Raw genomic sequence first — 23,818 nt, 5'->3', positions numbered from 1 at the left:
TGCCATCGCATTGGCACGCTTTTGCCATAGGCTTGGCATGCTTTTGCCATAGGCATGGCAAGACTTTGCCAAACCTATGGCAAAAGCATGCCAAGCCTATGGCAAGGAATCGTCTGTTATTGGGTGGAAAGTATGGGCTGTGCTTGCAAAGTTTTACTTCTTCAATACCGCCCGCACCACAAACCATGCATGGTGCGCCACGGTACTTATCAGTCCATAGTGCTTCGCCATGATGCGGAAGCGCTCCCGCAGGGAAGCCTTTTGGTTCTGCGTCGTCATACCTTCTTCCAGATAATCGATAAGCGTGAGATGCGTGTTATGCAGCGTCCGCGCTTTTTTCATGATGCGGATGCACCAGTCGAAGTCGGCGGAGAAGCGGTATCGCATATCGTATGGTACCGCCAGGCTTCGTTTGGCGAAGAATGCCTGATGGCAAACGAGCATACCTTGCCTGAAACTCTTCCATGTCAGCACTTCGGGGGCGGAGAGGCGGCGCATACGGAGGAAATGCCTTTCTTTATCTACTAAAGCTGTTTCGCCATATAGTACGTCCGGCAGTTCGCCGATTCCTAAAGTATGCACCATTTGTTGCAGGGTGTCGTCTTCGTGGAAACTGTCTCCGGCATTCAGGAAACAGAGATAGTCGCCCGTTGCAAGGTGGATGCCTTTGTTCATGGCATCATACAGTCCTTTGTCCGGTTCGCTGACAAGCAAGGTGATACGGTCGCGATACCTTTCGGCAATGGCGAGGGTGCGGTCTTTGGATGCACCGTCTATGATGATGTACTCTACGTGGTGGTAGGTTTGGGAGATAACGCTCTGTATCGTGTCTTCCAATACGGCCTCGGCATTGTAAGTCACGGTGATGATGCTGAACTTGGGCGTGGGACGGTTATGCATGTCTTCCGGTTATTTTGTTATAAACGTCGATGTATCTCTTGGCAATGGTACTTTCTGAATAATGGGAAACGGCTTTCCGGCAGGCTTGTTCGGAGAGTGTGGCGTATTCGGGTTCGGTCAGTATCCAGTAGATGCCGTTGGCAAAATCCTCGGCCGATTTGTATTGTGCCACGTAGCCGTTGTGCAGATGGTCTATCATCTCCGGTATGCCGCCTACGTTGAATCCTACGCAAGGGATGCCGCAGGACATGGCTTCCATAATAGTATTCGGCAGGTTCTCTTCCAGAGATGAGGTGACGAAGAGGTCGACGGCGTTGTAGATATCTACTAACTGATGCTCATTGCTGACGAAGTCGAGCGGATAAACCTTGAAAGGCAACATATTCTGTAACTGTTGCGACTGGTTGCCAAAGGCCACTACACCCAGTTGGTCCTTCATTTCCGGATGCTTCTCTACCAATAGTTTGCAGGCTTTAATCATATATTCCACTCCCTTCCGGGTATCCATTATCTTCACCGAACCGAACAGAATCAGTTTGCTGTCTTGCGGAAGCCTGCATTTCTCCCGTGCAGCTTTTTTGCTATGCGGCTTGAAGAGATTGGTGTTGATAGGATTGGGGATATTGGTAATGGCATGTCCGCTGAAGAGGGCACTCTTCCGGGCGCGTTCTTCCAGCCAGTGGCTACAGGCTACAAAGTTGATATGACGGCCTTCGTATAGCTTCTGCTTTTTGAGGAAGATGCGGTGGGAGAGGTCTTTCTTCCGGCTTCCGTTGTGGATGAAGGGGCAATGATGACACTCCTCTTCGTAATGTGTACATCCGCCGGAGTAGTGGCAGATGCCGGTACAGGGCCACATATCGTGCATAGTCCAGACTACGGGCTTACCCGAAGCCAGAATTTTTTCGATATTCTTTAAAGAAAGCATCCCCTGATTGATCCAATGGAGATGTATAACGTCCGCTTGCTGAAACTCCGGTAAGTTGGTAATGTCCGTGCCGGTGTTGGCAATGTCTACGGCGAAGAGGTGGTTTCTGTTGAAATGGTTGGCTTTCCAGATAACGATTCGCTCCCATACGAACTTCCATACCATGCGCAGGTTGTGGGGCAACTCCACTACGGTGATCTGTTCGGTCTGTTTGTCGCGCACCAATAGCTTGGCTTTGATGCCGTTATTCTTGAGGGCTTCCATGAGGCGGCTTGCAGCTACGGCGGGGCCGCCTATCTTTTCTGTTGTATTGATAAGTAGTATTCTCATTGTGTTACCTTTCTTTTGATTAAGTTTTGGTAGAGATTGAGATATTGCTTTGCAACGACTTCACCGGAGTATTTCCTGAATACTTCGCTTCGCATATTTTCTTTGGAGATGGCTGTCCGGGCTTCGGATATTCCCCATCGGATGCCTTCTGCCAGGCTGTCGGCAGAGAGGTAGTCGGCCAGGAAGCCGTTCTCTTTGTGGCGGATGATGTCGGCCTGTCCGCTGTTGCCAAAAGAAACCGGAATGCAACCACAGGCTTGGGCCTCGATCAGAGTCTGGCCGAATGTTTCATAGAAAGAGGCGGATACGGTGACGTCTGCGGCGGAATATAGTTGCGAGAGTTTGTTTGTATCGCCTATTCGTCCCAGATAGGTGTAGCTGACGGGGATGGAGTTGAGAAGTTTCTCCGGATATTTGATTTTGCCGAATAGTGCCAGGTGAAGTTTTTCCTGTGGGAATTGCTTCTTTTCAATCAATAACCGGATGGCCTGGAGCAGATATTCCACTCCTTTGATCGGATCGTCGATGCGGGCGGCTCCGAACAGAATGATATGTTTATCGGGCAGGGACAGTTCCTTTCGGGACAGTTCTTTGTCCATCATCCGGAAATCGATGGGCGAGAGTGTATTAGGGATCACGGATACAGGTTTCTCTTTAAGTAGGGCACTTTGCTGTATTTGTGAGGAAAGCCATGTGCTGACTGCAACGATATTCAAGGGGCTGGCATGACTGAATAGTTTTTGTTTCTTCTTGAATACCCGGTGCGCCAGATCGTTGTTGCCTGGGAAGCGCAGGAAGCGGCAGTTTCTGCATTCGCTTTTGAAGAGGGTGCAGGTGTGGGCATGGTGGCAGATGGCGGTACATTCCCACATATCGTGCAGGGTCCAGACAACGGGCTTATCCGATTCGAAGATTTCCTGTATATTGTTCAGTGAAAGCATTCCCTGGTTTATCCAGTGGAGGTGTATGATGTCGGCTTCCCGGAAGGCAGGCAGTTTGGTAACGTTGAAGCCTGTATTGGCTATGGAGACGGTAAAGAGATTCTTCCGGCTGAAGAGGTTATTTGTCCAGATAACCAGTCTTTCCCAGAGGAAAGTGCACTTCTTTTGCCAGTCTTTGCCTACAGAGATCACCTGTTCCGATTGGCTTTCCTTGTGCAGGACGAGCATCTTCACGTCTGTTCCCGCTGTATGGAGCGATTCCATCAGGCGTCTGGCAGCGATGGCGGCTCCGCCTGTTTTCTCGGACGTATTGATTATAAGTACTCTCAATCTTTTCCTCCTTCCCTTCTGTTTTGAATGGCCTTATATCCGACAGGGTTCTGCCGGGTATCTTTCTTTTCCGACAGTTGAGACAGAGCCATATAAATATCATCGAACTCCTTGCGGCTGTCTTCAGACAGGTCGTTGATAGCTGCCAATGTCTCTTCGCTGACTTCTTCCAATGTCTGTATACGCTTCTTCAGTTCTTCCAGCTCCTGATGATTGCTCACTGCGGGAAGTCCTTGTCTGATGGTTACGAAAGCTCTCATTATCGAGATGTTTACTTGGATGGCTATGTCGCTGTTCAGAATGCCCGACAACATGGCAAGACCTTGTTCGGTGAAAGCGAAGGGCAACTTGCGGGTACCTCCCCAACTTGATGTTCCATTTGGGAATTTCAAGTTTCCCTCTTTTCTTCCTAAACTTGAAGTCACAAATTGTGACTTCAAGTTATCCCACTCATCCTTGGTCAATTGGAACATGAAGTCCGACGGGAATCTTTTGATGTTCCTCTTGACTGACTGGTTTAATACTTTTACTTCCACTTGGTAGAGTTCCGCCAAATCCTTGTCCAGCATAACCTTTATACCCCTGATTTCGTATATCTTACTCTGGATAACTTCTGTTTCCATGATCGTATATTCTTGTCTTGATGTTTCGGAATGTTTCGACAAAAGTACGGCTTTTACCGTTTTCCGTCTAACAAATTCCCTGCTTTTTTAGCCGGTAAAGACGAAAGTCTCTATCTTTGTGGGCAAACTCATGAATTGAAGTATCATAAACAGTGAATATGGGAGAAAAAGGTTTGAAATGGTTGGAACAGCTTTGGCAGTGCTTCCTCAGTATAGTGAAAATCCTGTTGCAGTCCAAGTGGCGCACGCGCTTGCCGTCTTCTTTCAGTAATCCGGATGAATTGCTGATATTGGCTAACGGCCCTTCGCTGAACCGCACGGTAGAAGATTCGGCGGATTTCATCAAGGGAAAAACCTTGTTGGCAGTGAACTTCTGTGTAAGTTCTCCTATGTTCGAGCGTCTCCGCCCCGAACTTTATCTGATTGCAGACCCACTGTTCTGGATCGTTCCCGAGAAGCGTATACAGCTTTTCAAGACAATGGCCGAAAAGACTACCTGGGACATGAACTTCTTTGTCCCCGCCCGTGCCCTAAAGAATAAAGAATGGCGACCCTTACTGGCGGGTAACCCCCACATCAAGCTCTATATTTATAATACAACGCCTATCGAAGGCTTCCAGGGTTTCTGCAACTGGATATTCCGCAAAGGCTGGGGCGTTCCCCGTCCGCATAACGTGCTGATACCTTCTATCGCTATGGGATTGCGTCTGCCTTTCAAGAAGATTTATCTCGCAGGTGCCGACCATTCCTGGCTGCCGGAAATCACCGTAACGGACGACAACGTAGTACTGATGCACCAAAAGCACTTCTACGACCAGAATAAATCGCAGGCCGACACCGTGAAACAGGAAAACTTGAACAGTGCCCGGCTCCACACCATTCTCTATCACATGCACGTAGCCTTCAAGTCCTACTTTATACTCGAAGCCTACGCACGCCGGCTGGGTAAGGAAATTATCAATGTCACTCCCGGCTCTTATATCGACGCTTTTAAACGGATGAAATTATGAAAGATGGAATAATCATTCAGGCACGCACCGGTTCTACCCGGCTGCACAACAAGATTCTGCTCCCCTTCTATGGCGAACAGCGCATCATCGACATTCTGATAGCCAATATCAAACAGGCTTGTCCGGACAAATGTATTGTACTTGCCACCACCAATCGCCCGCAGGACGACGTGCTTGCCGAAGTAGCCCGCCAGGCGGGTATCCTCAGTTTCCGTGGCGACGAGGACAATGTACTCGACCGCTTTATCCGTGCTGCCGAAGTTTTCGGTATCAACCGCTTTATCCGTGTTTGTTCGGATAATCCGTTCCTTCGTCCCGAAACTTTCAATACCTTCTTTGCCGAACACAATTTCTGTCCGGCAGATTATATTGCCTATGGCTTTGCCGATGAGCGTCCTACCATCAAATCCCATTTGGGCTTATATTCCGAGTTGACAACGATTGATGCCCTGCGTCGTGCCGCCGTTTCTACGCAAGAGAAACTCTACATCGAGCATGTCACTATCTATCTCTATACGCATCCCGAAAAATTCAAGGTGCGTCTGCTTCCGTTGCCTGCTGAGTTGGAAGGCCGTTTCGATCTTCGTTTCACTCTCGATACGATGGAAGACTTCACCTTGCTACAGGAACTTTATGCCACTTTCCATGAGAAGACCGACCGTAGTGTGCATGCCCTGTTGCAACTGGTGCAATCGCATCCTGAATATCGTGCCAGAATGTTGGAGAATATTGCAAGAAATGAAAAATAGTCCATGTATACCTTCTACCGCCGTGCAGCCAAGTGTAATTCGTAATTTATAATTCGTAAATGAATAGTACTTATATAATAGGAGAAATCGGACAGAACCATAACGGTTCCGTCGATATAGCCAAACTGATCGTAGACCTGGTGTCCCGCCCTGTTCGTGAAGAAGTGTTCAATATAGAACTTCGTCCGATGGATGCGGTGAAATTGACTAAACGAGATTTGAATGAAGAACTGACGGACTCACAGATGAACCGTCCGTATGATTCTCCCCATTCTTTCGGACGTACCTACGGCGAACATCGTGCTTTTCTAGAGCTGACGGACGAGGAACACTTCGAAGTGTATAGGCACGCCAAGTCTTTAGGGCTTGATTTCGTGGAAACACTTTGCTCCAAAGGCTGCCTCTCTTTGCTGAAGCTCTTCACGCCCGACCGTCTGAAAGTGGCAAGCCGGGATCTTACCAACCTGCCGTTGCTGGAAGTGATGGCTGAAACCAAGATACCCATTATTCTGTCTACCGGCATGGCAGGCAGAAAAGAATTGGATGATGCTTTGGAGGTGATTACCCGTTATCATAACAACATTTCTATCTTGCATTGTGTATCCCAGTATCCTACCCAGCCTGATAATCTGAACCTGAAGACTATCACCTATCTGAAACAGCACTACGGGCAGTATTGCATCGGCTTCTCCGACCATACCATCGGTATTGCCGCTCCTATCGTTGCCGTGGGTATGGGTGCGGAAATCATAGAGAAGCATGTCACCATCGACCGCCGCATGAAGGGAACCGATCAGCAAGGCTCTCTTGGCCCCGACGGTGTGAACCGCATGATACGTGATATCCGTATTGCCGAACGTTGGCTGGGAAAAGAAGAACTGTATATCGACTCTTCCGTTGCCTCGGCAAAGGTGAAACTGGAGCGTTCCATTGCAACGAATAAGACGCTGCATCCCGGAGATGTTATTACTGAACAGGATATCCATCTGTTGAGCCCCGGCGACGGCTTTAAGTGGGCGGACCGTGCGAAAGTGGTAGGGCATAAAGTATTGAAAGAAATTCCCCGGAATGAGATTATCTATCCGGATGTCATCCAATAATTTATGAAACTCTTAGGCATAGTCATCTTATATTATCCGGATGATGCGGTAGTAAAGAATATCGCTACCTATCTTGCTCAGCTGGATGAATTGATGTTGTGGGATAATACCCCGGCAGCCGATCGCAGGGATCTGGATTTGGATTCTTTGGGAGATGGGAGAGGGAAAATCATTCAGGATGGTTGTGGTGAAAATCTGGGCATCGGTTCTGCGCTGAATAAGGCGGTGGCGTATGCCCGTGCAAATGGATTTACGCATCTGCTGACCTTGGATCAGGATAGCTGTTTCGGTGGGCGGAACTTCGAAAGCTATCTTCGGGCAATCCGTAACTATGGTGAGGACAAGGCTGCCATTTTCTCTACCAATTATTTTATTAAATCTCAGCAAACCACCATGTATCCGCCAACGGACTCTGTGGATGAAGTGTATTCGGCAATGACTTCGGGAAGTATATATCCGGTTAGCCTGTTCGATACTTTGGGTGACTTTATGGAATCCCTCTTTGTCTGGGGAGTGGATTGTGAGTTTTGTTGGAGGGCTAAAAGGAAAGATATTCCCGTTTTATGCTTCAAGAATATTCTGCTGACACACGATTTGGGTTATCAGAAGAAGAAAAGGCGTTTGCTGGGAAAAGAAGTATTTCCTAATGAATATGGTCCGGCCCGTTCCTACTATAATGTGCGCAATGGTATTCTCCTGCATCGTCTGTATCCTGAAGCGTTGAATCTGAAGTCGCATTTGCGCTATCATTTTTATAAGCGTGTGGTTTTTATCATACTGTATGAGCAGCAGAAGTTCAGTAAATTGTGGGCATTGCTGTGTGGCTATCGCGATGGGCTGAGGGGAAAGAGCGGGAAGTGGAAATAAATGATTGTATCATCTGAATAAAAAGAAAAAACTATGTTACCAAAGTTAGTGATTACCGATATTGATGGTGTGTGGACTGATGGTGGAATGTACTATACCGAACAGGGCGATGTGATGAAACGCTTCTCCGTGAAAGACGGCTGGGGAGTTATTTTCCTTCGCAAGCTGAATATACCTGTAGCCATTATGACGGGTGAGAATACGCAGATTGTTCAGAAACGTGCTGATAAGCTGAAGATAGATTACTGCTACCTGGGGGTGAAAGATAAAGTGGCACAGGCGGAAGAACTGTGTCGTGAGTTGGGCATTACGTTACAGGATGTTGCTTTCATCGGTGATGATGTGAACGACTTGGCTCTGCTCCGTAAGGTTGGATTCAGCGCTTCCCCCAGTAATACACCGGATTATGTGAAACGTGAGGTCGATTACGTCACTGCACAGCATGGGGGCTTTGGTGCCTTTCGTGAGTTTGTGGAGAAACTGCTTTCTGATAATGGGATGCTTGAAGGGGTGCTTCAGCAGTTCCTATCCTGAGGTTTTTCCCCTACTTTGTAGACCTTGATTTCCCAGAAAGAGGTAGGTGTCGTATAAGTACCTATGTATTGCAAGCCGAGTTCCTGATAATTGCGAATATTCACAGCCGAAAATAGATAGGTACATCCCAGTTCTTTCAGAGTGGTCGTATCTATTTCCAGGTTCCGGACCTCTCCTTGTTTATCTTTTCCCCATAAATCTCCCTGTAGCTCAGAGGAGTATAAATAACAACGGCTTCCCCAACGATCATAATACGCTTTACGTTCGGCTGATTTTTCCAGTTCTCCGGCAATTACCTTTCTGAATGTATGTTTGTATGCCAGCGGGTAATTTTGGAAGTATCCGTTTAATGTATAAAACCCGTTATATTGCGCAACAGAAGGAAAGAACCCCAGGCAAGCGACTTTGTTACTATCCGAATCATCTCCTATTACACCATGTATGTCGTCAAACAGGCGAGTATCGTAAAACTGTCTGTAAGTTGGTTCGGAAATATTGATTCCGCATAATTGTTTTAAGTTGTTCTTATATTCCGGATTGATCCAGAAAGTTACTCCCACCAATAATGTAAATGCGGTAAGTAACAGGTAGCGCCCGTATTTGTAACTTACGATTTTATCGAACAGGAGGGCTGTCACACACAACCATAAAAAGGGGAGAAGGAAGTAGAAGCGATCAGACTGAAACATAGTCAGTATATGCGCTTTGGGAAATGCATATTTGAGGAGGTTGAAGATTAGATACCACAGAAGAATGGTAGCTATTACTTTCAGCAGAAACCTCACTTTACTGTCGATTTGTTTATCGTGAATGTAAATAAGGAATATATAGAAGAGGATGAATATAACCGGTAGGCTGCCTGTGTGAATCTGGGTGACTTTCAGCATTTCCAGACTTCTCGTTATGGTTTCCCGGAGTGATGAGGAGTAGATAATTTCCGTACGGTGGGAAATGACGGGTGACAGGAAGTCGGTAAATAGACTGTAATTACTGATGATGTAGGTCAGCACCAATATACAGAACCCTGTTACATAGGGCCTATATGTTTTTTTGTTTTTATTTTAAGGTATAGATAGTATGCAAACAGGGTAATCCCAATGAATACTCCGGCCAGTACCAATGAAGAATAGAGTGCTACAAAGATTATTATCAGATAGCTGGATATTTTTTGTTTTTCTTCTTTCAGGTTCAGAAATGCGTAGGCCAGCAAAGGCTGTCCCATCACGCTCAAACCGTAGTCTGCGTAATACGCCATCAGTGAAAAACAGAGTGAGGTGAGGAAAGACACAATAGTTCTGTGTTTACTCTCTTTCAGTAGATAGCGAGTCAGAAAGAACCACATTCCGGTAAAACCGATAAGTCGTCCGATGAGTTCATTCAGTATGTAAGAAGTAAATGGGTTGAAGATATCGACCAGTAGCAGGCGTGGCAGAAAGCAGTATGCTATGTTGGATACTTTCAGTCCTTCCATGGCTGGAAACGGAACTTCTGTATTGAATAAAGTGCCATTTTCTTTCAGTACATTCAAATAGGCTATTGTGCTGTCCAGATTGTCTAATATCTGAATGTAGGAATTCTCCCCATTGATAAAATAAGGGATGTAATATCCTAATGTGATCAGTATACCTGTCAGAAAGAATGTCTTGGAACGGTTATGAACTGCTGAAATCATTGTTGCATCTTTTTCTTTTTAACCAGATATTGCAGGCTTTCACGGAATACTTGCGACTTCAATCTCCACATGCAAAACAGATAAATGGCCGCTGCCAGAACTATTTTCAGCATAAGAGAAAGGAATATATTCTCTATGCGGCTGGCAACTATATAGGCTGTTCCGACTGCTACAACGGATAATATCAGGTAAGGAGCAATATCTTTCAATACATCGAATAGTAGAATACCTGCATACTTATGAGCAAAATGTTGCCACACCAGTAGCCAGAGAATGTTCGCTGTGGTATAAATAATCAGCATGATCTGTAGTCCGTGGGAATAACTGAACCACAGGCAAATCAACTGGAATACTCCTAAACCAATGGTATTCCACATATAAATATTAGGTCGTCCCAGGCTATTCATAAGATTGGAGTACAGGGTGGAAATAGGCATGAATGCTCCCCACACACATAGAATCTGCATAATTGGCACGCAGGGGAGCCATTTGTCTGTGACGCTTAATACAATAAGTTCCTGTGCGACGATTGCCAGTCCGAACATGGCGGGAAAGCAGACAAAAGCGGTGAAACGCAGAAGCTTATGGAAAATGTTCTGCAAGCGTTGCCGGTCTTCCGATGCTTCGCGGAAAACGGGCTGTCCCACATTATTTATCATTCCTAAGATAGTGGAGTAGCCCATGGTGGTCCATTTACTTCCTTGGGTGTAGAAGCCCACTTGCGGTATGGTGTAGAAGCGTCCCAGTAATACAGAGAAGATATTATTGTTGACTTGCGTGAACATGGAAGTGAACAATAACTTGCTACTAAAAGGCAACATCTGTCGTAGTGGTTGCAGATGGAATGAAAAGGTAGGTCGCCAAGGTGAGAAGTACCAATTTAGCAAAGTATTGATACTGGAGTACAGCACGGTTTGCAGGGCGATGCCCCATGCTCCCCAGCCATGATAAGCACAGGTGAGACCTGCTGCCCCCGAGATGATGATGGCAATAATCTGTATCTGGCTACGCTCTTTCACCATCAGATTGCGAAAGAAATAGGCGACAGGTGCTACACTGATGCTTCCTATGAAGAAACTTAGGAACAGGAAACGTGCCAGATTAGTAAGTTCAGGAGTGTGATAGAAATCAGCAATGAATGGAGCGCAGGCAAACAGTATGAGATAGAGAAGTGCTCCCATGCAGATATTGAACCAAAAAACAGCATTATAATCTTCGTGCTCTGCTTCCTTCTTGTTGACAATAGCCAGTATAAATCCGCTTTCGGCAAAAGAGCCTGCCATTGCGGCGAATACAGTCAGCGCACCTATCATACCATAATCTGATGGCGATAATAGACGTGAAAGGAATATCCCAAAGATAAGATTAAGCAGTTGTAGTGAACCACTGCCTATTCCTCCCCAAAATATTCCTTTGGCTGTTTTTTCTTTTAGTGACGATTCTGCCATTACTTGTTTGGTTTATGATTAAGATATCATTTAATTGCGTTTAATTCTCGGATAAATTGCTCGTAAATTGCGTTTAAATGCTGTTTAAATGCAATTTAAACAGCATTTAATGCAGATGTTGCATTGTTCAGATTATCAGCACTATACTCCAATTTCTCGGATATTTCTCGGATATTTCTCGGATATTTCTCGGATAATTTCACTCTTTCTTTAATAGCCAGTTAGATATACTTCCTTGTCTTTGGTTCACTATTTTATTACATGATCGCAATTTAGATAAGAGATTTTTTACTTTGATTAGTTTTTGGCTTTCATTCAAAACATCAGGCAGCTTTTTCCAGAGTAATTTAGTTATTTCTTCTCTTGTAAGCATTCCGTGTTCTGTTATCGCTTTTAAGATTAGATCGCAATAGTAATCATCTTCAAATCCTTTATTGTTGGAATAGGCTGTTCTCTGATCTAATTGTTGAGCAACCGGTTTTGCTATAAATAAGTTTGGCTTTCTTCCCTCAATAAGTTTCTTCTTCCTGAGCAAGGCTACCTCTTCTTCTGATATCGGACGATTTAATTGTATACGGTTGAGAGCCTCTACCTCCACCAATGTCAAATCTTGTTTTTGAGCTAAGATATTGGCATATTCCATATTCAGAATCTTTCCGATAATGGTGACTTGCACCCTGTCTCTATCAATGATATAGTCGGGCAAAGGAAAGAGGCGTTGGCGTTGAAAATTGAACATTTTCCGTATTCCACTGCCTATTGTGTCCACCATTTGTAGCCCTACCATTGCACGAGCCAGGAAGGGATTTCGATAAACTTCTTCCGGTGCGTTGTCCTTCAATACGTTACTAATTGTGCGGGGAATAAAACTTCCTTTATTGGTAAATACAAGTTTGTCTTCATACTCTACTACATTGATTTGTCCGCCTAATGTATAGTCTTGGTGCGCAACGGCATTATTAATAGCTTCTCGAATGACGTACGGCTCATACGTATCTACTTCCTCGGGGAATAGGGTGCGGAATTCAGGGTTGATATAGCGATATTTCAGATTACGTATTTTCTGGTAAACCTCTTCAATGGAGATGATGAACGGACAACTCTTAATCTCGTAATCCCGCTCTGTCCCTTGTGAGTCTTTGAGTATCCAGCGTATTTTGGCTACTGCCGGCGAAATGAGTACTTCACTCTCTCCTTTCCCTAACAAGACAATGGTTGCATTGGTTATTTTACCTTTTATAGTCAGTTTAGCCTTGTTCAGAAAGGTAACATCATCCCATTCTGCTATTTCAGGAGCATTCTTTTTATTCTTCGCAATGTATAGTGAGCGTGCAATGGAAATAGCTCTAGGATCTAAATCGTCCAAAGTTGCCTCTTTTACAATTTGAGCACTCCAATCGGACTGATGGCTTTGATTGCGAATAGATTCTAATTCATGTAGGCTCAAGGCTACCAATGATTCACCGTCGCGACCATAAAAATGTCCTTTATAAGAAGTAGGAATACCTTTGGGAGCTGCCGGTATCTGAAACATGATAACTCTTTTTCCTTGATACATGATTTCATGTATTTCTGTAAAAGTGATACCACAGTTAGTCCCTTCGGCTATTTCCCTTTTCAGAGCATCAAGCGAAGGACGTGTCGGTTTATATGAACTGCCTAAGATGGCATGGGTTTTATCATGAATGCCGAATAACAACCAAGCAAATTCCTCCTGGCGAAGATTGGCTTCGTTGCTAAGAGCTGAGAAGTATTCTCCCAACTTGAGTGTATCGAATCCATTCTGAGCTTTTTTGAATTCTACGACTTCATTTTCTCCCGGCAAGTGGATGAAATCCTCCAAAAGCTTTATGAGTTCTTGAGTTGTCATTCGGCATTAAGATTATTATTTACTTCACTTCACTACCTGGCTTCACTTCCTTCATCGTAGTAACCACAGAGAGCGAACCGTCAAAGTTCTCGGCAGAGAGGATCATACCTTCGCTGACGATGCCTTTCAGCTTACGCGGAGCAAGATTGGCAATGAAGCATACTTGCTTGCCTACCAGTTCTTCCGGATTGTAGTGCTGTGCGATACCACTGACGATAGTACGGTTTTCCAGTCCGTCGGCAATCTTGAATTGCAGTAATTTATCGGCTTTGGGGACTTTCTGGCATTCCAGCACGGTGCCCACACGAATATCCAGCTTCATGAAGTCATCGAATTCGATATTCGGGCGGATGGGGTTAGCTTTGTAGTTGGCTTCCTCATTAGCCTTTTTCGTATCAAGCAACTTCTGTACCTGTGCTTCAATAACGCTGTCTTCTATCTTTTCGAAGAGCAATTCAGGGGTAGCCAACTGGTGTCCGGCCGGCAATAAATTAGTACTGCCCAAAGTAGCCCAGTCGAAGCTGTCCATGTTCAGCATACTACGTAGTTTTTCGCTGCTGAACGGTAGGAATGGTTCGAATGCAATGGCAAGGTTGGCAACCAGTTGCAGGGAGATGTTCAGGATAGTGGCTACACGATCCATATCCGTTTTGGCGATCTTCCACGGTTCGGTATCTGCCAGATATTTGTTTCCGATGCGGGCCAGGTTCATGGCCTCCTTCTGTGCATCGCGGAACTTGAATACATCCAGTAACTTTTCTACTTCTGCTTTTACATCCGAGAATTCTTTCAGTGTTTCGCGGTCGTAGTCCGTAAGTTCACCGGCAGCAGGCACTACACCATCGAAATACTTCTTGGTGAGTTGCAGGGCACGGTTCACGAAGTTACCGTAAACGGCTACCAATTCATTGTTATTGCGTGCCTGGAAATCTTTCCAGGTGAAATCATTGTCTTTAGTTTCAGGCGCATTGGCTGTCAGCACATAGCGAAGCACATCCTGCTTGCCGGGGAAGTCTACCAGGTATTCGTGCAACCATACGGCCCAATTGCGTGAAGTCGAAATCTTGTCGCCTTCCAGGTTCAGGAATTCATTACTCGGTACGTTATCAGGCAGAATAAAGCTGCCTTCCGCTTTCAGCATGGCAGGAAATACGATGCAGTGGAATACGATATTATCTTTACCGATAAAGTGAATCAGGCGGGTTTCGGGATCTTTCCACCAGGTTTCCCAAGTGTCGGGCAGCAACTCTTTTGTGTTGCTGATGTAGCCGATAGGGGCATCAAACCATACATACAGCACCTTTCCTTCCGCACCTTCTACGGGTACAGGAATCCCCCAATCAAGGTCACGGCTTACTGCACGGGGTTGCAGGCCCATGTCAAGCCAGCTTTTACACTGACCATATACATTGGGGCGCCATTCTTTATGATCTTCCAGAATCCATTGGCGCAACCAGCTTTCGTGTTGGTCAAGCGGCAGATACCAATGCTTCGTTTCGCGCATTACGGGCTTACTTCCGCTGATGGCGCTTTTCGGATTAATCAGGTCTGTGGGGCTGAGGCTCGTACCGCACTTCTCGCATTGGTCGCCGTAGGCACCTTCTGCATGGCAGTGGGGACATTCGCCTGTAATATAGCGGTCGGCAAGGAAAGTCTTGGCTTCCTCGTCGTAATACTGCATACTGGTTTTTTCGATAAAATCGCCTTTATCGTACAGCTTACGGAAGAATTCCGAAGCGGTGTCGTGGTGAGTTTTTGAACTTGTGCGGCTGTATACATCAAATGAGATGCCGAACTCTTTAAAAGACTCTTTGATAAGCGTATGATAACGGTCTACTATATCTTGCGGTGTTACACCTTCTTTCTTGGCGCGTATTGTGATGGGTACTCCGTGTTCGTCCGAACCTCCGATAAAGATTACATCTTCCTTTTTCAGTCTCAGATAGCGGACGTAGATATCAGCGGGTACATAAACTCCTGCCAAGTGTCCGATATGAACGGGGCCGTTAGCGTAGGGCAATGCCGACGTAACGGTAGTGCGTTTGAATTTCTTTTCCATTGTGATATATGTATCTCTTTTGTTATGAGCGCATTTTAGTGTGCAAAGATAACGGTTTTCCACTCAAAGAAAAAGAGAAGACAATGAAATGTCCAATGATGTATTCAAAAAGATTCAGAAATTGTGTATCGGTTATTGATTGCAATACCGTAAAATCGCTTTTTCTATTTCGGTTTTCTTCTTTTCATCTTTTACAAAATCACTGATCAAAAATACATGAGTAGTAGAATGTCCGATCCCGATTAAAGTTCCTACTTGGTTGTTGATCCCTCTGATCCACTTGTCAAAGCCTACGATTTTATCACCTTCGGCAACAATCTGTGACGGGTCCCCTCCATTGGATTTAAAATGAATATTTACTTTACTGCATTTCTCAAAGATTTGGGTTACCTCCAAAGGATAACGGGAAACGGAAAGATAGTTGGTATAAACTTGAACTCGTTTTTTATAGTCTGCGTCAGATAGCATATAGGTGTATTGAGCGATGTAAGAGATAGATACATATCCTCCCAAGAGTATATCGGTAAGAACATGGGTACCGTATTTTTCCACTATCGCGTTCCCGCTGCTCTTCTCCAAGTCGCTCTGGAATTCTTCAGACAGAAAAAAATATAAAAACTCCGGACAAACCTGGGGGAGGGTATATCTGCTGGTAGGCTTTAGTAATTCTGCTTTGTAAAAGTAATTACCTTGCAGGTTTTCCTCGATATCTCCTATATCCTCAGTAAATAGTTCAAGAGTATCATCTCCTATCTTCGTTTCCACATGGCTATTTAAATAGATATTATCTATATATCTATTCAGGTCCCGATTCTCATTTATAGTCCAAATTCCCCCTTGGTACAACAAAGATACTTCTAGAGAACCAGGATATAATTTTATTGGTTCCTGTTTTACATAATCATATCCGTCACCCTTCAATAAACGTTCTATATCAATGACTTTTCCTTTTACATTGGCATATCCCTTTATGGTACTCTTTTTACAGTCAAATCCTCTGCCCAATAAATCTATGTAATCATAGGTTTTATCGCTCGTTACAGTTTCTATAAATACTTTTATATCAACAGGATCTTTCTCTACTACGATCGGTGGTTCGATTTCAGTTTTTGTTTCCGAAGAATCACATCCGCCCCAAAGCGGTAACAGTACCCAAAATAATGTGTAGTTCAGTCTCATATTTTAATTTTTATATTGACAGTGAAAAAAACAAATTTAAGAAATATCCATATACGGTCTTCTTGACAAGATATTCTTTTACGCTTTGTTAATATCATGAATGCTCATTTCCCCTAAAATGTATTCATTCTAAGAGAAATGAGTTTTTTAATCTTTATTTATGGAACTATTGTTATATCAAACCATAGCGACTGATCATTCGGGTTTTTAGGGTGCAATAATAAGTCATCGTGCGAAAGATATTGTCCACTATTTACGTGCCTCAACATATATTTGTTGTTTTGTATGGAAACCGCTTCTACAGCCCACAATTGGTCAAATGCTTTTTCGTTAAACCTTGGTAATAGAGTAGATAATGAACGTACCGTAAATGCATAATCAACAAAATTCGCTCCTCTTATCCCGATGCGATAATATTCTCCATAAGGATAGAAGGTCCAACGGAATTTCCACATATCACTTTCTTTCATTTCTAGAGGTGCACTACTCTCCATTGGATAATAATTCAAAACCACAGTTTCCGGGAAATATGATTCTGCCGGTATATACATCATTGCCGGCGTATACTTCTTATTGTCGGTGTGTGTAAAGTGGAGAATTGCTTTTTCATAATCCAAAGTTTGCATTAAAGACATATTTACTTGTTGCTTTTCACAATATCTCACAATGGCATCCTCTATTTCTTTCTTTTTAGAAGCATCATCCACTAAATCGCTTATAAAATAAATTTCCGTTGTATTATCCCCTATTCCAATCACTTGTTCTGTAGTTTGGTCTATGCTATTTAGCCAATTATTAAAGTTAAGAGTAAAATCTCCCAGCTCACCTTTTGATGGGTCAAACGAGATATTGGATTGATCAATTGCATCTTTGCCACCATAAGATACTATAGATATGCTTACATCTTTAAAACTACTAAATCGTTTTTGTGCTTCGGAACTGCCTGTGCCGACTGAAACCTGTCTGATAAATAAATCTGCTTCACTTTTGAAAGAGCTCTCATTAGCGGCAGTAGTCATTTTTGCGTTGAACATAGCACTGCAAACTCCTCCTAGCAAAATATCTGTAAGTACATGGGTACCATATTTTGCAACAATGCCGTCTCCTGTATAATATTTCAAATCATGCAGGAAATCGTCTGTTAGAAAATACTTCAAATAGGCGGGATATATCTGGGACAGTTTTAGTTTCCTTGTAGTCTTTTGGACATTTATTCTATAGAAGCAATAGGAACTACTAAATCGGGAAGAATCATTGTAAAAGGCCTTCAAGTCTGCGCTATACAACTTTACTCCTAATGCACTTATTTCTGTATTTGCATTGTATCTGGAGTGTTGGCCTTTACTATACTCTTCCAGGTTGGATCCCCATTCGATATACGTTTCTCCTCCAGAAGGAAGAAGAGATTTTTCTATATTGCCGGGATACACTGCAACCTCTACTCCGGTAATAGGGTCACGTCCTTTTCCTGACAAAAAGCGTTCCAAGTCGATAATTCTGGCTTTCCCATATTTGGAACCTTTAAATGCACTGGACGTTGCATCATAACCATGTCCCAGCAAATCATTTTCACCATCTCCAGTGGCTCTTGTTGATGCATCAGTATTTATTGGTGCATCAAGATCCATCATTTCATTATTACAGCTCCAAAACGGCAATAATAAAGATACTAAATAAAGAAAATGTACTTTTTTCATAACTCTTTTTTTTAAAGTTTAATTCATATATTTCAAAATCAAAAAGGGAAGAAGTTTCCGGTAAAAGTAACTTCAATGGAAACTCTTTTATTATCTTTTATTTCAAAATGTAGAAACATGATGTAGTGAATAAATTTCTCAGATATGGAATACCGGCGATTATTGCAGACTGCTTTCGGGGCGTCAGTCCGAATTTTATTTCATAATGAGGATTTATAAAGAACAATTGTCTGTCTACAACTGTGATATGATTCTTGCGCACGAGTCTTTCAAATAACTCTATGGGGGTTCTGGTTTCCTTTATGGACAAAAGTTCTTTAATGCAATCTTCGTTTTCTCCACTCATTTTCAGAATGCTTTTATACATAAAGGCGGGTAGCAGATGAATAAAGGGAACGTGAGAGATTGTCTTGCTTTTGCATATTTGTTGATGCCCTCCAAACGGCATCTGCCATGCGGGGAATGACATGAAAATAAGACCTCCGGGTTTAGTATATTTCGGTAGATTGAACAAAAATGTCGCTTTGTCTTCTATATGTTCAATAACGTCATGGCAGATAATCAAATCAAAATTATGCTCAAGGCTTTTTAGCTTGAAGATATCGGATGCAATGAAGTTTCCTTTGATTTGTCTTTCTTCAAAAAACAGGATGGCATCCTTAATTCTACCTGCGGATATGTCGACTCCTGTCGTGCTGCATCCCAGTTCGGCAAAGGGCAACAGATTGCCCCCATCTCCACATCCTATCTCTAAAATATTCATTCCTTCTTCAATCTTCTTGAATTTCGAGATATAAGGAATATAGTATTTCTTGCTTGTTATGGAAAGTTCCTCGAAGTAGAGTTTTCTGTTTTTCTGTCGTTCTTGCATAATGTATGATGTTAGTAAGTCTGTTATTTTTATTTTGTTAATTTCATTATTGGTTTAAAAATGGTGTCTTTCCCAAAGAAGAAGTGGGATAAATGTAGCTTGTCCATACCCCATGCCATTGCTAAACAGCCCATTGTTGTGAAAAAGACTGATGTGAACATAAAAAGCATTCCAGTTGGCTCAAACTGTAAAACTGGTAGAAATACCTTGCATAAGATTGTGAAAATCGGAGAGAATAGAAGTATAACAAGAGTATTTTGACCAATAAAGTAAAGGTTTTGTTTGATGCATTCGGGCAAGTAGCGGTGAATATACAATAGTATACTGATTGCCAAGTAAGTAATGATAATACCTGCCAATGTTCCCCTGTTCAGATTATCTGGGAAACAGCAGAGTATTACGATAGGAATAAGGGCGAGGAGTGACGCCTGAAAGATATGGGTGAATGGTAGTTTGCTTTGCCTGATAATGGCTCCTGCAAGAAAGTAAATGGCATTGGCAAATGCCATAAGTCCTCCCCAATAAGATATTGTGAACAGGCATACGCCAAATAGTATTATGCGTGAAATGGTTGTTGCATGAATATAACGGAATATGTAATAATAAATAAGGTTACAGATGATAAGGGTGTGCAGATACCAATAAGTGCCTATTGGTTTAACAAATATTTTGTGTAATAATAGGGTTGGGGTAACTTCTGATACGCTTTCTCTGACGGGTAAGATATAAGACATAATGACATAGCCCGTCTCCATGCAGATGTATGGGATAAAAATCCATAATTGTTTCTTTAAGAAACTTCCGTTGTCTGTTTGGATGTTGGTCAAATAGCCGGATAGAATAAGGAAGGCGGACATATGGAATGTATATACAATCTGCTTTGCATAAGGATATTTATCGCCTATATACACCAAGTGGAAAGCAACCATTAGAAGAATGAAAATGCTTTTCAGGTGGTCTAATTCTCGAATACGGTGTTCCATAAATTGTTTTTTTGTGTCGTTGAGAAGAGGGAAGACAATGAAAATTCTCTTCCCTCTTCTTTCTCTTTCCTAAAACGAATTAGTGTGTTATTTCCAGTTGGCAACCTTTTTCTATAGTATAAGGTTTATTTATGGTTATACTTTGACTTCCTTTTAGGATAAGTTTGGCACCATTGCTGACTGTGATATTTTCAGATAATATATCTGTGCCCGTAACAGTTCTGTTGGATGTTACAGTCTGATTACTGAATATGGTTTGAGTCACAGCGCGGGTTAGGACATTGCTTTCTTCTATCGGAATAACTCCGTCATTTGTACAGCCTATGGCGATAACGAGTGCAAAGGCAGTAATTAATATGGATTTCTTTTTCATGTCTGTTTTCCCCTTTCTTAATTACTGTTGAGCTTCCAATGCGGCGACTTTTTCGTTTAGATCTTTAACAGCATTTATAAGTACTGCAATGAGGCTTGTGTAGTTAATCAATTTGTTTCCATCCGGATCAGTCAGGACAATATTGGGTAGAACTTGCTCTACTTCCTGGGCCAATAGTCCGATTTCCTTTCCATCTCCACCTTTTCTGAACTTGGTGTTATCGGAATTGTCTGTGAAATTGTATGAAACGGGTCTTAATTGTTGTAATATAGACAAACCTTGAGATAAAGATTGGATATTTGCTTTGGCTCTGGCATCGGAGTAATTATATACATTCTTCACTTGAATGCTGTTGAATGTGCTTGTTCCAGTATTGTAGAATACTACTTGATCCAAATGACTTGCAAGACGGGTTGCTGCGGGATTGGTGTCTATTTGGAAAAAGTTTCCTGCATTTGCCGGACTTTGGACAAATATATTTCCTTTGAGTGTCAAATCATAGTATTTAGTACCATCATGATAAGAAGTGGTAGAACCGAAAGTGAGAAAGCCTCTATCAGTATATTTGATTTGGGCATTAAGGTTTAGTCCCAATGTAAGCAAAAGGAAACTTACGATAGTTTTGAATGTGAAGATTGTTTTCATGTTAATTACATTTTAATGTTAATACTAAGAATATATTATGAAAACAACGTTGTTTCTTATTTGATTTATATTAGAAGATTATCTGATATTTTAGTGAATTATGGCATAATGCTAAAATAACCATAAAGTGATACTTGATTATATCTTAATTCAATCCTATAATCTCCTTTTATTGTCGTAACTATCTTAATAGCTGTTGGCTGATTAGGGAATAGTGTTATAGAAGTAGATTGTGTAATATTATTGCTGCTGTCTTTTATTATAATATTTACGTTGTTTTGCATGATATTTGAATAAATATATATAACGTCGTCCTCTTGCGTGACAGATGGGAAGTTGGTGATAGAACGCTTGTCTTGTTCCCATGGGTTTGTGTCTTTAGGATCATTGCACTCCGCAACGTTATATATCATATGAATGATAGCTCCTTTTGCACTTGCTGTGAGAAGAAGAGATGCTGCTACTAATATGAAGATAAAAAGATAACGTAACATGATTCTTTCTTTTTGAGTTTTTACAAATGTAGGGACTTCGTGTAAGAATTATGCGATAATTAAGTACGCAATAAGTACGCATTTTGCAGGTACTCAATAATAATAGTACGCAACAAGTACGCTTCTGACTACATTGAGCTAATGAAAATATCCCAATCTTCGGGGCTTCCATCCATATTGAAAACCTTCTTGTATAACCTTTTGCGTATGGATGTAATGGCTTGCTTGGTATGTGAGGTTATATATGCAATTTGGGTAGGAGGTACTCCTATTTTTATGAGTAGGCAAACTTGCATCTCTATTGTCTTCATTGGATAGAGATCAAGTAGACGTAGCGTGAAATCTGTATAGGCTTCATTTATGCTATGAATCAGTTCTTGCCAGTCTTCTTTTTTAATTTTTATCCCTTGCTCCGCCTTTAGAAATTTGTGGTATATTGGTGATTTCTTTAAAATAGAGATACCTTGTTCACGAAATTCTTGTTTAGCTATAATTTGCTCATTGCTTTTTTCAATAAGCTTTTTCTGGAGATTGAGTAAATCTTGATTTAATGAACTTTTTATGATTTCTGCACTCTGTAGCGATTGTTCCAGTTTTTTTATTTGCCTCCTGTTTTCCTCAATGCATGCCAAACTTTGGTTATATTGTTCTTCTTGCATTCTTTTTATTCTCCTTTGTTGGGCTAATTCTTCTTGTTTTTTTCTCTTATGATATTGCCAATAAACAGCAAAGATTAGTATAAGAGAGATGAGAAAGGAGATGAAAATAATATTCCATATTTTCTGGTTATTAGCCATATCTTTCAATCGGTTGTTTTCTTTTTCTTTTAATTGGTAATTATATAATGAGTTTATTTTGCGTACTGTTTCTGTCTGAATGATATTTCTCGCAGAATCTGTATATGCTAAATCTTTGTCTAAATACTCTAATGCTTTTTTATATTCTCCTTTTAGACGTGCAATGTAGCCCAATCCCTGATAGCCTTCTGCCTTGTAGCTATATCGGTTCATGAGTGACAATTGGGTGTAATAATAAGTCGCAGAGTCTAATTGATTTGTATGGTAGTAATAACGCGCTGCCGTACAATAACGGGGAGCTAAATTGATAGTGTTGATCTGTTCAAAGGCAATTTGCATGCTTTGATAAGCTTTTTGATACATCCCCAGTTTAGTGTAATATTCAGATAGTTCACTGTTGACGATTCTTTTCAGATTTATGTTCTTTATTTTGTTAGCTAATTTATCTGCCTTTTCGTAGTAATATATTGCACTGTCCACCTTGCTCAGTGTGCTAAATGTCCGTCCGATATCCCGTAAGCTGTAAATAATACTGATGCTGTCCTTTGCCAAGATATCATATTGATATGCTTTGACGAATACATCGTGTGCTTTATCATATACTTCTTGATAAAGATAAAGGGTTCCTATTTGACTATAGATGCGACTTGTTAACTTATAATCCATGCAAGCACTTGATGCATCAATAGCTTTGAAGAAATATTCCAGCGCTTGCGGTGCGTCTCCCAAATCCCTATATATCCGTCCTGCATAATAATATGCTTCCAGCAGATATTTTTTATCTTTCTTCTTTTCATAATAGTGCAGTACTTCCAGCATCAAGCTATCCGAAGTATGTGCAATATATGCTTTATCTCTTGCTTTTATAGTCAGCAGTTGATAATATATTTGTGTTTCTTCTGGCTCTTGACTGATGCTATCCTTGAATTGGTCCAATAATACAATAGCACTGTCCGGACAAATATTTATAAGGGAGTCAGCAAGTTGTAAGACATGAGGATAAGGTTTACTGTCACAGGAGAGGAAGTAAAGTGGTAAGAGAATGATTATTAGTAGTGGTTTAGGCCATTTCATACGCGTGTTGCTTTAGTCGTTAGTGTTATTAAATCATACAAAGGTAATAAACTTTTTTGAAGTCGGGGAGTGAAATTCATTTTCTTTTTGATCTTCAGAGCCTCTGACCATAATTTTGGCGTTACAGCATTGATATTCACTGATTAATAATGCGAGTCAGTAGTTTAATTTGATTCATAACCCGAATATATATGAACTAATCATGAACACTTACTTATCTTTTAGACAGAGACAAACAGATAATACAATGCACATGAAGAGCAACTTCCGTTCCCATTAGGAGAAACGCTCGTTCCCATCGTGAGAAACGCTCGTTCCCATTAAGGGGAACACTCGTTCCCACA

20 protein-coding genes and 1 pseudogene are annotated in these 23,818 nt (G+C 42.1%); 5 read left to right on the top strand and 16 right to left on the bottom strand.

All coding sequences use genetic code 11. From position 1 onward, the window contains the following. Nucleotides 1–153: 153 nt before the first annotated feature. From BN161_RS17010 to BN161_RS16995, 4 genes are read right to left on the bottom strand one after another with little or no spacing between them, the layout of a single operon-like run. On the bottom strand, nt 154–900 hold the full coding sequence (locus BN161_RS17010) for a glycosyltransferase family 2 protein (RefSeq protein WP_044268507.1): 747 nt from the start codon (nt 898–900) through the stop codon (nt 154–156). Further along, nucleotides 893–2,158: a glycosyltransferase family 4 protein gene (locus BN161_RS17005; protein WP_044268506.1), complete on the bottom strand. Its 1,266-nt coding sequence runs from the start codon at nt 2,156–2,158 to the stop codon at nt 893–895. Before BN161_RS17005 ends, BN161_RS17010 begins: the two co-directional genes overlap by 8 nt. Continuing rightward, entirely contained in the window at nt 2,155–3,429 is a 1,275-nt protein-coding gene (locus BN161_RS17000) for a glycosyltransferase (protein WP_044268505.1), read from the bottom strand. The genes BN161_RS17005 and BN161_RS17000 overlap by 4 nt, the downstream gene beginning before the upstream one ends. Next, entirely contained in the window at nt 3,426–4,052 is a 627-nt protein-coding gene (locus BN161_RS16995) for an ORF6N domain-containing protein (protein WP_044268504.1), read from the bottom strand. The genes BN161_RS17000 and BN161_RS16995 overlap by 4 nt, the downstream gene beginning before the upstream one ends. 158 nt (nt 4,053–4,210) lie before the next feature. On the opposite strand from BN161_RS16995, the gene BN161_RS16990 reads away from it, so the two are divergent. From BN161_RS16990 to BN161_RS16970, 5 genes are read left to right on the top strand one after another with little or no spacing between them, the layout of a single operon-like run. Beyond that, on the top strand, nt 4,211–5,062 hold the full coding sequence (locus BN161_RS16990; RefSeq protein WP_044268502.1) for a hypothetical protein: 852 nt from the start codon (nt 4,211–4,213) through the stop codon (nt 5,060–5,062). Further along, on the top strand, nt 5,059–5,811 hold the full coding sequence (locus tag BN161_RS16985) for a cytidylyltransferase domain-containing protein (protein WP_044268500.1): 753 nt from the start codon (nt 5,059–5,061) through the stop codon (nt 5,809–5,811). Before BN161_RS16990 ends, BN161_RS16985 begins: the two co-directional genes overlap by 4 nt. A 59-nt stretch (nt 5,812–5,870) precedes the next feature. Further along, nucleotides 5,871–6,911, top strand: coding sequence for an N-acetylneuraminate synthase family protein (locus tag BN161_RS16980; RefSeq protein ID WP_044268498.1), 1,041 nt, complete (start codon nt 5,871–5,873; stop codon nt 6,909–6,911). A gap of 3 nt (nt 6,912–6,914) precedes the next feature. Then, nucleotides 6,915–7,778, top strand: a complete 864-nt coding sequence (locus BN161_RS16975; protein WP_044268496.1) for a glycosyltransferase family protein — start codon at nt 6,915–6,917, stop codon at nt 7,776–7,778. Between the two features lie 33 nt (nt 7,779–7,811). Then, nucleotides 7,812–8,312, top strand: a complete 501-nt coding sequence (locus BN161_RS16970) for a KdsC family phosphatase (protein ID WP_026367081.1) — start codon at nt 7,812–7,814, stop codon at nt 8,310–8,312. On the opposite strand, the pseudogene BN161_RS30625 reads toward BN161_RS16970, so the two are convergent. The 12 genes and pseudogenes from BN161_RS30625 to BN161_RS16905 all read right to left on the bottom strand — a co-directional run bounded on the left by BN161_RS30625 (nt 8,294) and on the right by BN161_RS16905 (nt 23,474). Further along, a pseudogene (locus BN161_RS30625) lies at nt 8,294–9,984 on the bottom strand (DUF6044 family protein). The gene BN161_RS16970 and the pseudogene BN161_RS30625 sit on opposite strands and share 19 nt — an antisense overlap. Beyond that, nucleotides 9,981–11,432, bottom strand: a complete 1,452-nt coding sequence (locus tag BN161_RS16955) for a lipopolysaccharide biosynthesis protein (RefSeq protein WP_044268488.1) — start codon at nt 11,430–11,432, stop codon at nt 9,981–9,983. The pseudogene BN161_RS30625 and the gene BN161_RS16955 overlap by 4 nt, the downstream one beginning before the upstream one ends. 199 nt (nt 11,433–11,631) lie before the next feature. Then, nucleotides 11,632–13,302: an ATP-binding protein gene (locus BN161_RS16950; RefSeq protein ID WP_044268484.1), complete on the bottom strand. Its 1,671-nt coding sequence runs from the start codon at nt 13,300–13,302 to the stop codon at nt 11,632–11,634. Nucleotides 13,303–13,321: 19 nt separating this feature from the next. Continuing rightward, nucleotides 13,322–15,361 (bottom strand): methionine--tRNA ligase, encoded by a 2,040-nt coding sequence (gene metG, locus BN161_RS16945; RefSeq protein ID WP_044268482.1) that lies wholly within the window; start codon nt 15,359–15,361, stop codon nt 13,322–13,324. Nucleotides 15,362–15,493: 132 nt separating this feature from the next. Beyond that, nucleotides 15,494–16,540 (bottom strand): MAC/perforin domain-containing protein, encoded by a 1,047-nt coding sequence (locus tag BN161_RS16940; protein ID WP_044268478.1) that lies wholly within the window; start codon nt 16,538–16,540, stop codon nt 15,494–15,496. Between the two features lie 158 nt (nt 16,541–16,698). Then, nucleotides 16,699–18,237 carry an MAC/perforin domain-containing protein gene (locus BN161_RS16935; protein WP_044268475.1) on the bottom strand — a complete coding sequence of 513 codons (1,539 nt, stop codon included), beginning with the start codon at nt 18,235–18,237 and terminating at the stop codon, nt 16,699–16,701. Between the two features lie 97 nt (nt 18,238–18,334). Next, on the bottom strand, nt 18,335–19,108 hold the full coding sequence (locus BN161_RS16930; protein ID WP_044268474.1) for a class I SAM-dependent methyltransferase: 774 nt from the start codon (nt 19,106–19,108) through the stop codon (nt 18,335–18,337). A 29-nt stretch (nt 19,109–19,137) separates the two neighbouring features. Further along, a complete protein-coding gene (locus BN161_RS16925; RefSeq protein WP_044268472.1) occupies nt 19,138–20,091 on the bottom strand; it encodes an acyltransferase family protein in 954 nt (317 codons plus the stop codon). Between the two features lie 79 nt (nt 20,092–20,170). Then, a complete protein-coding gene (locus BN161_RS16920) occupies nt 20,171–20,464 on the bottom strand; it encodes a hypothetical protein (RefSeq protein WP_044268469.1) in 294 nt (97 codons plus the stop codon). Between the two features lie 21 nt (nt 20,465–20,485). Continuing rightward, entirely contained in the window at nt 20,486–21,109 is a 624-nt protein-coding gene (locus BN161_RS16915; RefSeq protein ID WP_044268467.1) for a tail fiber domain-containing protein, read from the bottom strand. A gap of 98 nt (nt 21,110–21,207) precedes the next feature. Next, entirely contained in the window at nt 21,208–21,603 is a 396-nt protein-coding gene (locus BN161_RS16910) for a DUF3244 domain-containing protein (RefSeq protein WP_044268464.1), read from the bottom strand. 128 nt (nt 21,604–21,731) lie between these two features. Next, on the bottom strand, nt 21,732–23,474 hold the full coding sequence (locus BN161_RS16905; protein WP_044268461.1) for a tetratricopeptide repeat protein: 1,743 nt from the start codon (nt 23,472–23,474) through the stop codon (nt 21,732–21,734). Nucleotides 23,475–23,818: the final 344 nt, after the last annotated feature.

The sequence above is a fragment of the Bacteroides timonensis genome, assembly GCF_000513195.1.
Classification (GTDB): Bacteria; Bacteroidota; Bacteroidia; order Bacteroidales; family Bacteroidaceae; genus Bacteroides; species Bacteroides timonensis.
Note: the sequence above shows the minus strand (reverse complement) of the source record. Positions and strands in the feature narration are given on the sequence as shown.

Bases quoted from the DNA above. Each gene is read 5' to 3' on its own strand.
- BN161_RS17010 (WP_044268507.1), bottom strand. From the start codon at position 900: ATGCATAACCGTCCCACGCCCAAGTTCAGCATCATCACCGTGACTTAC.
- BN161_RS17005 (WP_044268506.1), bottom strand. From the start codon at position 2,158: ATGAGAATACTACTTATCAATACAACAGAAAAGATAGGCGGCCCCGCC.
- BN161_RS16995 (WP_044268504.1), bottom strand. From the start codon at position 4,052: ATGGAAACAGAAGTTATCCAGAGTAAGATATACGAAATCAGGGGTATA.
- BN161_RS16990 (WP_044268502.1), top strand. From the start codon at position 4,211: ATGGGAGAAAAAGGTTTGAAATGGTTGGAACAGCTTTGGCAGTGCTTC.
- BN161_RS16985 (WP_044268500.1), top strand. From the start codon at position 5,059: ATGAAAGATGGAATAATCATTCAGGCACGCACCGGTTCTACCCGGCTG.
- BN161_RS16980 (WP_044268498.1), top strand. From the start codon at position 5,871: ATGAATAGTACTTATATAATAGGAGAAATCGGACAGAACCATAACGGT.
- BN161_RS16975 (WP_044268496.1), top strand. From the start codon at position 6,915: ATGAAACTCTTAGGCATAGTCATCTTATATTATCCGGATGATGCGGTA.
- BN161_RS16970 (WP_026367081.1), top strand. From the start codon at position 7,812: ATGTTACCAAAGTTAGTGATTACCGATATTGATGGTGTGTGGACTGAT.
- BN161_RS16955 (WP_044268488.1), bottom strand. From the start codon at position 11,432: ATGGCAGAATCGTCACTAAAAGAAAAAACAGCCAAAGGAATATTTTGG.
- BN161_RS16950 (WP_044268484.1), bottom strand. From the start codon at position 13,302: ATGACAACTCAAGAACTCATAAAGCTTTTGGAGGATTTCATCCACTTG.
- metG (WP_044268482.1), bottom strand. From the start codon at position 15,361: ATGGAAAAGAAATTCAAACGCACTACCGTTACGTCGGCATTGCCCTAC.
- BN161_RS16940 (WP_044268478.1), bottom strand. From the start codon at position 16,540: ATGAGACTGAACTACACATTATTTTGGGTACTGTTACCGCTTTGGGGC.
- BN161_RS16935 (WP_044268475.1), bottom strand. From the start codon at position 18,237: ATGAAAAAAGTACATTTTCTTTATTTAGTATCTTTATTATTGCCGTTT.
- BN161_RS16930 (WP_044268474.1), bottom strand. From the start codon at position 19,108: ATGCAAGAACGACAGAAAAACAGAAAACTCTACTTCGAGGAACTTTCC.
- BN161_RS16925 (WP_044268472.1), bottom strand. From the start codon at position 20,091: ATGGAACACCGTATTCGAGAATTAGACCACCTGAAAAGCATTTTCATT.
- BN161_RS16920 (WP_044268469.1), bottom strand. From the start codon at position 20,464: ATGAAAAAGAAATCCATATTAATTACTGCCTTTGCACTCGTTATCGCC.
- BN161_RS16915 (WP_044268467.1), bottom strand. From the start codon at position 21,109: ATGAAAACAATCTTCACATTCAAAACTATCGTAAGTTTCCTTTTGCTT.
- BN161_RS16910 (WP_044268464.1), bottom strand. From the start codon at position 21,603: ATGTTACGTTATCTTTTTATCTTCATATTAGTAGCAGCATCTCTTCTT.
- BN161_RS16905 (WP_044268461.1), bottom strand. From the start codon at position 23,474: ATGAAATGGCCTAAACCACTACTAATAATCATTCTCTTACCACTTTAC.